We start from the raw sequence: 12,899 nt of genomic DNA, 5'->3' as shown, positions 1-12,899 counted from the left end.
ATGAATCAATGGATGGAACTCGCAGACCGGGTGCTGGCTGGAGCAGAAGTGACTGACGAAGAGGCGCTTTCAATATTACATTGTCCTGATGAAGATATTTTGCTATTAATGCACGGGGCTTTTCACATCAGAAAACACTTTTACGGAAAAAAAGTAAAGCTCAATATGATTATGAATGCGAAATCCGGGCTCTGCCCGGAAAACTGCGGCTATTGTTCACAGTCTGCGATTTCGAAAGCGCCGATTGAGTCTTACCGGATGGTGAATAAGGAAACGCTGCTTGAAGGCGCGAAGCGGGCGCACGATCTGAATATCGGCACATATTGTATCGTGGCAAGCGGCAGAGGTCCGTCTAACAGAGAAGTGGATCAGGTCGTAGATGCGGTTCAGGAAATTAAAGAGACGTATGGACTGAAGATTTGTGCATGTCTTGGACTGTTGAAGCCAGAGCAGGCGAAGCGGCTCAAAGATGCAGGAGTAGACCGCTATAATCATAATTTGAATACGTCACAGAGAAACCATTCAAACATCACAACCTCACATACATACGATGACAGAGTCAATACGGTTGAAATCGCAAAAGAATCGGGGCTGTCTCCGTGTTCAGGCGCCATTATCGGGATGAAGGAGACGAAACAGGATGTCATTGACATCGCCAAAAGCTTGAAGGCTCTTGACGCGGATTCCATTCCTGTGAATTTTTTGCATGCAATTGATGGCACGCCGTTAGAAGGCGTCAACGAATTAAACCCGCTGTATTGTTTAAAAGTGCTGGCGCTGTTCCGTTTTATCAATCCATCAAAAGAAATTCGCATTTCCGGAGGAAGAGAGGTCAATCTCCGCACATTGCAGCCATTAGGGCTTTACGCCGCAAACTCCATTTTTGTCGGAGACTACTTAACAACTGCCGGGCAAGAGGAGACGGAGGATCATAAAATGCTGAGTGATTTAGGCTTTGAAGTTGAATCAGTCGAAGAAATGAAGGCTAGTTTAAGTGCGAAAAGCTGAAAGAATCAATAAAAGCAATCGGTATGATGTCGATTGTTTTTATTTTTGAACAGAAAGGAGAAAATCACGTGACAATTGCATCGTCAACTGCATCTTCTGAGTTTTTGAAAAACCCATATTCTTTTTACGACACATTGCGAGCTGTTCATCCTATCTATAAAGGGAGTTTCTTAAAATACCCGGGCTGGTATGTCACAGGATATGAAGAAACGGCTGCTATTTTGAAAGATGCGAGATTCAAAGTCCGCACCCCGCTGCCTGAGAGCTCAACCAAATATCAGGACCTTTCACATGTGCAAAATCAAATGATGCTGTTTCAGAACCAGCCTGATCATAGACGATTGCGGACGCTTGCCAGCGGAGCGTTTACGCCGAGAACGACAGAGAGTTATCAGCCGTATATCATTGAAACTGTCCATCATTTGCTTGATCAAGTGCAAGGTAAAAAAAAGATGGAGGTCATTTCGGACTTTGCTTTTCCTTTAGCAAGTTTTGTCATAGCTAACATTATAGGTGTACCGGAGGAAGATAGGGAGCAATTAAAGGAGTGGGCTGCGAGTCTCATTCAAACGATTGATTTTACCCGCTCAAGAAAGGCATTAACAGAGGGCAATATTATGGCTGTGCAGGCTATGGCATATTTCAAAGAGCTGATTCAAAAGAGAAAACGCCACCCTCAACAGGATATGATCAGCATGCTCTTGAAGGGGAGAGAAAAGGATAAGCTGACGGAAGAGGAGGCGGCATCTACGTGCATATTGCTGGCGATCGCCGGACATGAGACAACGGTCAATCTCATCAGCAATTCAGTCCTTTGTCTGCTGCAGCATCCAGAACAGCTTTTGAAACTGAGAGAAAATCCAGATCTTATTGGTACCGCAGTCGAGGAATGTTTACGCTATGAAAGCCCCACGCAAATGACAGCCAGAGTTGCGTCAGAGGATATTGACATCTGCGGGGTGACGATCCGTCAAGGAGAACAAGTCTATCTTTTGTTAGGAGCGGCTAATCGAGACCCTAGCATATTCACGAACCCCGATGTCTTCGATATTACGAGAAGTCCTAATCCGCATCTTTCATTCGGGCATGGCCATCATGTTTGCTTAGGGTCCTCGCTGGCACGATTAGAAGCGCAAATTGCGATTAACACTCTTCTGCAGCGAATGCCCAGCCTTAATCTTGCGGATTTTGAATGGCGGTATCGGCCGCTTTTTGGATTTCGGGCGCTTGAGGAGCTGCCGGTGACTTTTGAATAAGCCTAAGAATGTGAGTGCCAAAAAAGTGTCAGCCCCGCCGAAAATGGGCAATCTATAAAAAAGGGGAGTGAACATCGTGAAAAAAGTGCTGATCGCCGGCGGAAATGGTGTGATTGGGAGACTGCTTGCTGAAGGGCTTATTTCAGACTATGAAGTGACTGTGCTTGATAAAGATCATTTCGATGGCAAAGCCTCTTCCATTCAGGCTGACGCGGCAAATTATGAGGAGCTGTTGAAGAAGATTCCAAAAGATACCGATGCCATCTTGAATTTACTCGCTGTGAAAATCAAATACGATATTATGGACATCGCTGAGTTTGAAAAAATGACGGATGTTTTCTATAGGGCAAGCTATTATCTGTGCCGTGCGGCAGCGGAGCTCGGCATTCAAAAGCTCGTGTTCGCCAGCAGCAATCATGTCACAGATGTATATGAAAAAGACGGGCGCTCGCTCTTAGGACGGGAAATCACAACAAGCGATTATCCGCTGTCAAAAAACTTGTACGGTGTATTAAAGCTGACCTCTGAACAGATCGGCCATTTGTTTTATTTGGAAAATAAGCTATCAGTAATCAACCTTCGAATCGGAACAGTCGTGACAGATGAAATGGATACGCTGCATGAAAAAGAACGGACGAAAAAGACACTGCTTTCTCACCCCGATCTGCTGTCGATTTTCAAAGCCGCCATTGAGACCAACATCCGGTATGGCACTTATTACGCCGTCTCTGATAATCCGGGCCGGCCATGGTCCATTGAATCTGCCGTGAATGAACTTGGGTTTTCGCCACAAATCAATACGGCTGAACTTCTGAACGAGGAGGAGAACGGAGCATAATCATTTTCTAAGATTATGCTCTTTTTCTTTTGTTATCGGTCTCAATTCGCGGCAGCCCCCGCCCGGCCGGGGACACTGTTCAAATGATTATAGACATGGCAATCACAGATTTGCTACATTTTAGACACGATATCGTCACATGCTGAGCTCGGTTTCCAAAAATATGATAACGCTTACAAAGGGAGGTGGGAGCTATCGCACATTCACTGAAAAACCGTCTGTTTGATATGTTGATTTATGGTTTCTTGCTGATGTTCGCTTTAATATGCGTACTTCCGTTCATTCATGTTATCGCAGCATCCTTTGCCACAGTAGAAGAAGTCGTGTCGAAAAAATTTATTTTAATACCGACCACTTTTTCGCTAGATGCTTATCGCTACATTTTTTCAACAGATATTATTTATAAGAGTTTGCTTGTTTCTGTGTTTGTGACAGTGATAGGCACTGCGGTCAGCATGTTTCTTTCGTCACTGATGGCTTACGGGTTATCCCGCCGTGATTTAATCGGCCGGCAGCCGCTCATGTTTCTCGTCGTATTTACGATGCTGTTTAGCGGCGGCATGATTCCGACTTTCCTTGTGGTCAAATCGCTTGGATTGCTCGATTCTTACTGGGCGCTTATTTTGCCGACAGCCATTAATGCCTTTAACCTGATCATTCTGAAAAACTTCTTTCAAAATATCCCGTCAAGCCTGGAAGAGTCCGCGAAAATTGACGGGTGCAATGATCTGGGCATATTCTTTAAAATTGTGCTGCCGCTGTCTCTTCCTGCGATCGCAACGATTTCACTATTTTATGCGGTCACGTATTGGAACACGTATATGACAGCGATCTTGTACTTAAATGATTCAGCAAAATGGCCAATTCAGGTGCTTCTGCGCCAAATCGTCATTGTATCAAGCGGTATGCAGGGGGATATGTCTGAAATGGGGTCGGGCAGCCCGCCGCCTGAGCAAACCATTAAAATGGCGGTCATAGTGGTGGCGACCATCCCTGTTCTGCTTGTCTATCCGTTTATACAAAAGCATTTTGCAAAAGGAGCTTTGCTGGGATCTGTCAAAGGATAAAGAAATATGAAACGGAGGGGTACGATGGGAAACAAATGGAGGGTGCTTTTGATTGTGCTTGTACTGGCACTCGGCGGAGTGCTGGCGGGCTGTAAAGGAACTGATCAGTCTTCGGCTGAAGGCAAAGCTGGCCCAGATTCAAAGGTAAAGCTGTCTTGGATGGCGATTTTGTATCACCAGCAGCCGCCGAAAGACAGGGCGATTAAAGAAATTGAAAAGCTGACAAATACAGAACTCGACATCACCTGGGTTCCAGACGCGGTGAAAGAAGACAGGCTGAATGCAGCGCTTGCAGCCGGCAATCTTCCGCAAATCGTGACCATCCAGGATATTAAAAATTCGTCAGTCATGAATGCCTTTCGGTCAGGAATGTTTTGGGAAATCGGCGATTATATCAAGGATTATCCCAACTTAAACAAAATGAACAAACTCATTAATAAAAATGTGACAATTGACGGCAAGCTCTACGGGATATACAGAGAGCGCCCGCTTTCCAGACAGGGGATCGTCATTCGGAAGGACTGGCTGGACAATTTAAATTTGAAAACCCCGAAAACGTTGGATGAGCTTTATGAAGTGGCCAAAGCATTTACGGAGGACGACCCGGACAAGGATGGGAAAGATGATACATTCGGGCTGGCAGACCGTAATGACTTGATTTACGGCGCGTTTAAAACGATTGGCTCGTATGAAGGCATGCCGACAGATTGGAAGGAATCGGGCGGCAAATTCACGCCTGATTTCATGACACAGGAATACAAAGACACGATGAACTATATGAAAAAGCTGCGTGATAACGGGTATATGAATAAGGATTTTCCCGTCACAAGCAAAACCCAGCAGCAAGAGCTGTTTTCTCAAGGAAAAGCCGGAATTTATATTGGCAATATGGTAGATGCGGTCAATCTGCGCGACCATGCCTCTGATAAATCGATGAAGCTCGAGATCATCAACCGCATAAAAGGCCCAGATGGGAAAGAGCGGGTATGGGCATCAGGAGGCCATAACGGCGTGTTTGCTTTCCCGAAAACGAGTGTGAAAACGGAAGCTGAGCTTAAACGGATCTTGGCGTTTTTTGACCGAATTGCCGAAGAAGATGTCTATAGCCTGATGACTTATGGCATTGACGGCGTTCATTACAACAAAGGTGAGGACAAAACGTTTACACGCAAAGAAAGCCAGGTAAAAGACTGGCAGACTGATATTCAGCCGCTGTCCGCTTTAATTGCCATTGATAAAGCCTACTTAAAAAACACTGGAGATCCGCTTCGGACGGCGTACGAGGAGCTGACCGAGGACAATGAAAAGATTATCGTCTCAAACCCGGCTGAAAGCCTGTATTCCGCATCGGAGTCGGAACGGGGTGACGAACTGAAGAAAATCATTGATGACGCGACCTACAAATATATGATTGGAGACATCACAGAAAGCCAGTTCGATAAAGAAGTGGAAAAATGGGAGTCAAGCGGAGGAAAACAAATTATTCAGGAATACGAAGAAGCGTTTAAACAAGCAAAATAACATTGGAAAAACCCAAAACGCGCAAGCGGTTTTGGGTTTTTTACATGCTTCTTTTTTGCTGGCGGTAGTTTCCCGGTGTAATCCCTTCCAGCTTCTTAAATGATCTGATGAAGTTTTGGGAGTTTTTATATTTCAGCTTTTCGGCAATGTCCTTGACCGCCATGTCGGTTTCGGCAAGCCAGCTTTTCGCCATATGGTGTCGGTAGCTTGAGACATACTCGCTGAATGAAATTCCCATTTCTTTTTTGAAAATACTGCTTAAATAATTTGGGTTGTAATGCAGCCTGCGTGCGATTTCGTCCAGTGTCAATTCGGATTCAAACTCATGATGGATGATATGAATGATGTTGTCGGAAATATTTTTGTACTGGGCATCCGCGCGGGCGTTCACTTTGTCTGTCATCGGATCAATAAACTCATTCTTTAGCCAGTTTTCGGTATCCTCGAACGTTTTCAGCTCAAAAATTTGGTCATACAGCATTTTGTTTTCTTCAAGCTCAAACAATTCGATCCCAAGCACATGCATCAGCTCAATCACATGGTTCAAAAAACGGGCGATGGCGATTTGAAATTGATACGGGTTGGTGTTCTGGGTGAAAATGGCTTGTAAAATCGCGTGCAGGCATTTATCCGCTTTCTCCTTGTCTCCTGCTTTGACAGCATCGAACAGCTCATGCTGAAGCTGCTTTGGAAAATGGGTTTTGAAGGTTTTTTTCTGGTCAAGGTCTTCGTAAAAGATGATCGACTTGTTTTCCGCTTTCAGCCGATATTTCAACGCTTCTGAGCCTTCCGCATAGGCTGTTTTCGCTTTTGTCAGCACATCAAACGGCTGGCTGATGCCGATGCTGACAGACAGCTGCAGCTCAGCTTCCGCTTTTTCCTGAATCATCCTTGCAGTCTCATTCAGCTCAGCCATGAATTCTTCCTTTGTCCCGCTTTGATTGATCAAAATCGTCGCCTGCTGTTTGTCAACTACGGCGGGGGCAAGATGTTTGTCCGTCGGGATGTTGCGCTCAATCAGGCTGTTGACGGCAAACAAAAGCAGATCCATATCTTTTTTCTCATAAGGCGTATGATTCAGTGTGTCAATTTGGAGCACAAGCAGGGCAAGGTGCCGCCAATTTTGCTTTAAGCCGAGGCTTTCAAAACGGTTATCAACCTCCTCATCCGTCAGTTTTCCAAGCATAAGCCTGACCATAAAATATTGCTGCAGATGAGTGGCCTGCTGCTTCATCGTTTCTTCAAGGTCGTCATTTCTGTCCTTCAGCTGCTTAAAGCTCTGTTCAATTAACTCAAATTCATTTTGAGGAGGCTGTTGTTTCTCTTGTATGGCTCCATGTCTTGCGAATGATTCGTAAAGCACCCTGATCGGCTTGTAAAAATGGCGGGAGCCAAGCCAAGAGAACAGCAATGAAAGCGTTAACAAAATGAGGCATACTGCAAAAGTGATCCAGCCGATTGATTTGGCTTCTTTTTTTAACTCAGGCAGGGAAACGAGAGAAAAATAAGTCCATGCATTATAGTCAGATTTTTGATAGGTGACTTTATAATGAATCCGGTCAATCACTGTTTCAAACTGTCCGCTATTGGCCGTTTGCGCCAGCACTTTTTGGACAAAGCCGTCGTTATGAAGAGATTCACCAACGTCAGACATATTGTTATGAAGGATGATGAGGCCTTTTTCATCGATGATAAACAGGTTGTTGGCGTTTGAATAGCCGGGCATATTTTTGACAAGCGAACAGCTCGGGATGCTTGCGGCGGCCAATCCCTTTGTATTTGTGCTGTTCAAAGGAAGCTGCTTAATTAAATTGATATTGTAGCGGCAGTTTTCTGCTGTGCCTTCTTTGGTTGAAATCAAATGATTGTTTTCCTCAAGCGTCCAATAGGAGCGGCTCGCTTTTTGTTTCGTGTACGCTGAGGCTGCTTCATGAAGAGTGTCTGTATTCAAACGGTACAAACCGGAATTGTTCATGTACCATTTTTTCGTATAACTGACTAACGTCATGTTGGACAGATCGGTATCAAAGCTTTGCAGATAATTGAGCTCTTGGTTCACTTGGTTATAGATTTGAAATTGGTCTGAGTGCAAAGGCTCGGACAATGTGCGAAGGAGAGGCGGCGAACTCACATAGTGGGTTAAAGAGTGATCGACGGTTTTCAATATATGCTCGATGCTTTGCTGGGTCTGCTGGAGTGTGTCGAATTTTTCCTCCGAAACGTTGGAAATAGCCGTTTTCTGAGAGTGCTCGTACGAAAATAATCCGACCAAAATAACCGGAATGGTGCTGAGCAGGCAGAAAAACGTGATCAGTTTGTAGTAAAACTTGTATTGGCTTCTTTTCATAAAACCCCCCATTTCATAACATCCACTTCACCTTAATACAATTAATCCAAAGATTGATAGATATTGTCAATAATCATTTTCTAATATCGGTGTCTTTTTTTCAGGTGGACCGGCTGAACCCTTGATTATAAAGGGATAAAACAGGATGTGATCATATGATTGTAGACGGACTTTTGCCTGCTGCGCTACAGTGAATGCAAGAATCCGTGAAAGGAGGCTAGGAAAAAATGAAAACAGCAGAAGCGCAAGCGCCGGCTGTTGATGCAGTCATTTTTAAAAAAGAAAAAAGAAAGCGCTTACTAATCAAGCTGATTCAACAAAAATATTTGTACTTGATGATTTTGCCGGGGTGTATTTATTTTTTGCTTTTTAAGTATGTCCCGATGTGGGGAATTGTGATTGCGTTTCAGGATTATCAGCCGTTCCTCGGCATTTTGGGCAGTGAGTGGGTGGGGCTGAAGCATTTTATCAGGCTGTTTACTGAGCCTACATTTTTTCTCTTGTTAAAAAACACGCTCGTGTTATTTGCTTTGAACCTGGCCATATTTTTCCCGGTGCCGATACTGCTGGCGCTTCTATTGAACGAAGTGCGGATTGCTCTCTTTAAAAAATTTGTTCAGACGCTGATTTATATCCCGCATTTTATGTCTTGGGTCATTGTTGTATCGCTTTCGTTTGTGCTTTTAACGGTAGACGGAGGCTTGATTAATGAACTGATTGTGTTTTTTGGCGGTGAAAAAATCAATTTTCTGCTGAACGAAGAATGGTTCCGGCCCCTGTATATTCTGCAGGTTATCTGGAGGGAAGCGGGCTGGTCGACGATCATTTATCTGGCGGCCATTACAGCGGTTGACCCCCAGCTGTATGAAGCGGCGAAAATGGACGGAGCGGGACGGCTGCGGCAAATGTGGCATATTACGCTGCCCGCCATTAAAAGCGTTATCGTCGTTTTGCTGATTTTGAAAATCGGAGACACGCTGGAGCTTGGCTTCGAGCATGTGTATTTGCTGTTAAATGCGACTAACAGGGAAGTGGCGGAAATTTTTGATACGTATGTTTATACTGCAGGGCTGAAACAGGGCCAATTCAGCTACAGTACAGCAGTCGGCGTATTTAAAGCGGCGGTCGGGCTGATTTTGGTCATGCTAGCGAATCGTTTGGCGAAGAAATTTGGCGAGGAAGGAATTTATTAGGAAAGGGATGGGATCAATGGATCAATCAATCGCTGTAAAATCGCCTCTTACGTACGCGGAGGCATTGGCAAACACCATTATGAACACGTACACAGTCGAGGAGCTGCCACCTGCAAACCGCTGGCACTACCATCAGGGTGTTTTCTTATGCGGTGTATTGCGGCTGTGGGAAGCAACCGGGGAAAAGCGGTATTTTGAGTATGCGAAGGCTTATGCAGATCTCTTAATCGATGATAATGGCAATCTATTATTTAGAAGAGATGAACTGGACGCCATTCAAGCAGGTCTCATTCTTTTTCCATTATACGAGCAGACGAAGGATGAACGGTATGTCAAAGCGGCAAAAAGGCTGCGCAGCTTATATGGAACACTGAACCGGACGTCTGAGGGCGGTTTTTGGCACAAAGACGGTTATCCTTACCAAATGTGGCTTGACGGCTTATACATGGGGGGGCCGTTTGCACTGAAATATGCCAATCTGAAGCAGGAGACGGAGCTGTTTGATCAGGTTGTGCTTCAGGAGTCATTGATGAGAAAGCATACGAAGGATGCAAAAACCGGACTTTTTTATCACGCCTGGGATGAAGCGAAAAAAATGCCTTGGGCCAATGAAGAGACAGGCTGTTCACCGGAATTTTGGGCACGTTCCATCGGCTGGTACGTCATGTCTCTTGCTGACATGATTGAAGAGCTGCCGAAGAAGCATCCGAACCGTCATGTGTGGAAAAACACGCTGCAGGACATGATTAAAAGCATCTGTCGCTATCAAGACAAAGAGACGGGGTTATGGTACCAGATCGTTGATAAGGGAGACAGGTCTGATAACTGGCTGGAAAGCTCAGGATCCTGTCTGTACATGTACGCAATCGCAAAAGGAATCAATAAAGGCTATCTAGACAGAGCTTACGAAACAACACTGCTAAAAGCGTATCAAGGCTTGATTCAGCATAAAACCGAAACATCAGAAGACGGAGCGTTTCTCGTCAAAGACATATGTGTCGGAACGTCAGCCGGTTTCTATGACTATTATGTCAGCCGCGAAAGAAGCACAAACGATCTGCACGGAGCCGGCGCGTTTATTTTAGCTATGACAGAGCTGGAGCCTCTTTTTAGGTCAGCGGGGAAATGACAAAAAGGATACGTACGGCTTTGTGTGTGATCGTCTCAGTGCTCTTTTTGGCATCATGCTCAAGCAGGCCGGACGGAATGCATGTCATTCTCTTTTCTGATATGCAGGCTGGCGTACAGGAAAAAATAAAAAAGGCCGCCGAGCAGAATGCCGGGAAGGTCGATATCTTTCCAGCTTTTCAGGAAAAACTGCTGACTGAAATTACCGCCCATGAGGGAGATGTTTTCATCGTGCCTGAAGACATGTTTCAAGCTTACGATGATCCGGAAAATTTTCAGCCGTTAAACGGATTGCCTCCTGAAAAAACATCTCCTTATACAACTGTTAATAAAAAAACAGGAGAAAAAACGATCTATGCCGTTCAGATCGAAAAAGGGAAAAAACAGCTGAACGGCTATTCTTTTCAATTGAATCGCGATATGGCGGCGTTTATCCCTGTGTATGCTGAAAAAACAGAGGAAGCGCTGCAGCTGATTTCTCAACTAACTGAAGCCCGATAGAGGTGAGGATATTGAAGAACATCGTCTTTTGCGGATTGAGCAGCAGAGCATTCAGTATGTTTATCAAACCACTGATGGAGCGGTTTTCAACTCATTATGAGATTACGGGATTGCTGGATGCCGATCCGAAACGTTTTGCCGTTTGCAAGAAGAAATTTCCCGAGCTGGCCCACGTGCCTGAGTTTAGCGAAGATGCTTTTGACGAGATGATGCGCGTCTCAAAGCCTGATATCGTCATTGTGGCAGGCAGGGACGATACGCATGTCGCATATATTGTAAAAAGCCTTCAGTGGAATACAGATGTGATTACTGAAAAACCAATGGTGACAACAGTGCAGGATGCGAATCGGGTGCTTGAAGCGGAGGCCAAAAGCGAAGGAAAAGTCACCGTCGCGTTTAACTATCGCTACAGCCCGTTTCATCGGAAAATAAAAGAAATGATTCTGGACGGAAAAATAGGCAGGGTCACTTCTGTTGATTTAAATTGGTATATTGATACGTATCATGGCGCCAGCTATTTTAAACGCTGGAACAGGTCGAGACAGTTTTCCGGCGGTCTTTCTGTCCATAAATCAACACATCACTTCGATCTCGTCAATTGGTGGCTCGGGCAAAATCCGGAAGAGGTATTTGCTTATGGCGCCTTGAATTACTATGGGCCGGACAGTGAGTGGAACCCCTTGCCGGAAGAAGACGGGCGTTTTTGCGGGACGTGCCGTGTTAAAGAAAAATGCCACTACTATTCAAGGTGGCATCCCCGTTCCTCTAAAGCTTCTATAAAGGATGATCATCTTGAAGCAGGAGACCAGTCCAGCTTATATACTGCATACAGGCCTGACGCGTGTATTTTTGACGAGGAAATTGACATCGAGGATACGTACGTGGCGGCAGTCAAATATGATGGCGGCGCACTGTTAAGCTACTCGATTATTTTTTCGGCCCCGTATGAAGGCTACCGGCTGACGATCAACGGCACAAAAGGACGTATTGAATCAAATGAATTTCACGAACCTTCCAGAATTCCGTTTGCTTTTCCTGAGCAGACAATCGAATACTATCCGCTTTTTGAATCAAAGCAGACGATACAAGTGGTCAAAAATGAAGGGGGGCATGGCGGAGGTGATCCGCTTTTGCTTGAGGATCTTTTTTTAGGGAAAGACCCGCTGCGCCGCTATGATATTTTAGCCGGGGCTGAAGCTGGAGCCTACTCCATCGCGGTTGGTGAGGGAATGTGGCGCTCGGTTGCCGAAAAGAAGCCGATCGGCATGAAAGAGCTTTTTCAGATGCAGAATGTATAATGCAAAAAAGGAGGGGGCGCCATGGAACATGATGGCTCACTGGGACGGATGCTGCGTTTTTGCGAATGGATTATGAGATTTGCGTATACAAACTTGCTGTGGCTGTTTTTTACGTTGCTCGGTCTCGGCGTGTTTGGCATCATGCCCGCGACCGCGGCTTTATTCGCTGTCATGCGGAAGTGGATCCAGGGGCAGGACAACGTTCCGGTGCTCAAAACGTTTTGGCAGGAATACAAGGGTGAATTTTTTCGTTCAAATCTGCTCGGCGCTGTACTGGCGCTCATCGGAGTGATCATTTATATTGATTTGGCCTTAATTTATCCAAGTCATTTCCTTCTGCACATCCTGCGCTTCGCCATTATGATATTTGGCTTTTTGTTCGTATCCATGCTTTTTTATGTGTTTCCGCTGCTTGTCCATTTTGACTGGAAAAAACGTCTGTATGTGAAATTTTCGCTCTTGCTCAGTGTGGCGTATTTGCAATATACGCTTACTATGCTTGCGCTGACTGTTGCTCTCTTTTTCTTGCTTGCGTACCTGCCGGGCATTGTCCCTTTTTTCAGCGTCAGCCTTATCAGCTACTGCCATATGCGCATTGTTTATGCCGTGCTGCTGAAAGTGGAGCAGCACGGCGGCGAGCCACAGAGGAAATCCCATATACGGAAAGCTTTTTATCCGGAAACGAGATAATCATCATTTCTCTATCATAACGCTGTTCCAAACGGAATAGATTGATAGAGAA

Annotated in this window: 11 protein-coding genes; 10 read left to right on the top strand and 1 reads right to left on the bottom strand. The window is 45.2% G+C overall.

Annotated elements, in window-relative coordinates; translation table 11 throughout:
• The 5 genes from bioB (at position 1) to ytcQ (ending at position 5,690) form a co-directional block, all read left to right on the top strand.
• Positions 1-1,008: a biotin synthase gene (gene bioB / locus BSU_30200; protein ID NP_390898.1), complete on the top strand. Its 1,008-nt coding sequence runs from the start codon at positions 1-3 to the stop codon at positions 1,006-1,008.
• A 68-nt stretch (positions 1,009-1,076) separates the two neighbouring features.
• Positions 1,077-2,264 carry a cytochrome P450 for pimelic acid formation for biotin biosynthesis gene (bioI, locus tag BSU_30190; RefSeq protein NP_390897.1) on the top strand — a complete coding sequence of 396 codons (1,188 nt, stop codon included), beginning with the start codon at positions 1,077-1,079 and terminating at the stop codon, positions 2,262-2,264.
• 76 nt (positions 2,265-2,340) lie between these two features.
• Positions 2,341-3,102: a putative NAD-dependent nucleoside-diphosphate-sugar epimerase gene (ytbQ, locus tag BSU_30180; protein NP_390896.2), complete on the top strand. Its 762-nt coding sequence runs from the start codon at positions 2,341-2,343 to the stop codon at positions 3,100-3,102.
• Between the two features lie 206 nt (positions 3,103-3,308).
• Positions 3,309-4,169, top strand: a complete 861-nt coding sequence (gene ytcP / locus BSU_30170) for a putative ABC transporter (permease) (RefSeq protein ID NP_390895.1) — start codon at positions 3,309-3,311, stop codon at positions 4,167-4,169.
• Between the two features lie 24 nt (positions 4,170-4,193).
• The gene (gene ytcQ / locus BSU_30160) at positions 4,194-5,690 is read left to right on the top strand and encodes a putative ABC transporter (binding lipoprotein) (RefSeq protein NP_390894.3); all 1,497 of its coding nucleotides are present in this window, start codon (positions 4,194-4,196) and stop codon (positions 5,688-5,690) included.
• A gap of 40 nt (positions 5,691-5,730) precedes the next feature.
• Here the strand turns inward: ytcQ and rmgR are convergent, their stop codons facing one another.
• Positions 5,731-8,049, bottom strand: a complete 2,319-nt coding sequence (gene rmgR, locus BSU_30150) for a membrane bound transcriptional regulator (controlling rhamnogalacturonan degradation) (protein NP_390893.1) — start codon at positions 8,047-8,049, stop codon at positions 5,731-5,733.
• Between the two features lie 215 nt (positions 8,050-8,264).
• Here rmgR and rmgP point away from each other — a divergent pair, with 215 nt between their 5' ends.
• Genes rmgP through rmgU form a run of 5 tightly spaced genes read left to right on the top strand, consistent with a single transcriptional unit; the run spans position 8,265 to position 12,847 of the window.
• Positions 8,265-9,230 (top strand): permease for unsaturated rhamnogalacturonan, encoded by a 966-nt coding sequence (gene rmgP / locus BSU_30135; RefSeq protein ID NP_390892.2) that lies wholly within the window; start codon positions 8,265-8,267, stop codon positions 9,228-9,230.
• Positions 9,231-9,237: 7 nt separating this feature from the next.
• Complete coding sequence (gene rmgQ, locus BSU_30120) at positions 9,238-10,359, top strand: unsaturated rhamnogalacturonyl hydrolase (protein ID NP_390890.3); 1,122 nt, start codon at positions 9,238-9,240, stop codon at positions 10,357-10,359.
• Entirely contained in the window at positions 10,356-10,859 is a 504-nt protein-coding gene (rmgS, locus tag BSU_30110; protein ID NP_390889.2) for a lipoprotein required for rhamnogalaturonan transport and degradation, read from the top strand. Before rmgQ ends, rmgS begins: the two co-directional genes overlap by 4 nt.
• An 11-nt stretch (positions 10,860-10,870) precedes the next feature.
• Positions 10,871-12,157 (top strand): putative dehydrogenase of rhamnogalaturonan degradation, encoded by a 1,287-nt coding sequence (rmgT, locus tag BSU_30100; protein ID NP_390888.1) that lies wholly within the window; start codon positions 10,871-10,873, stop codon positions 12,155-12,157.
• Positions 12,158-12,178: 21 nt separating this feature from the next.
• On the top strand, positions 12,179-12,847 hold the full coding sequence (gene rmgU / locus BSU_30090) for a putative membrane enzyme for rhamnogalaturonan degradation (protein NP_390887.1): 669 nt from the start codon (positions 12,179-12,181) through the stop codon (positions 12,845-12,847).
• Positions 12,848-12,899 lie beyond the last annotated feature (52 nt).

This window comes from Bacillus subtilis subsp. subtilis str. 168 (genome assembly GCF_000009045.1).
GTDB classification, from domain to species: Bacteria; Bacillota; Bacilli; order Bacillales; family Bacillaceae; genus Bacillus; species Bacillus subtilis.
The sequence above is the reverse complement of the archived record's forward strand: the minus strand, read 5'-3'. Positions and strand labels throughout refer to the sequence as shown.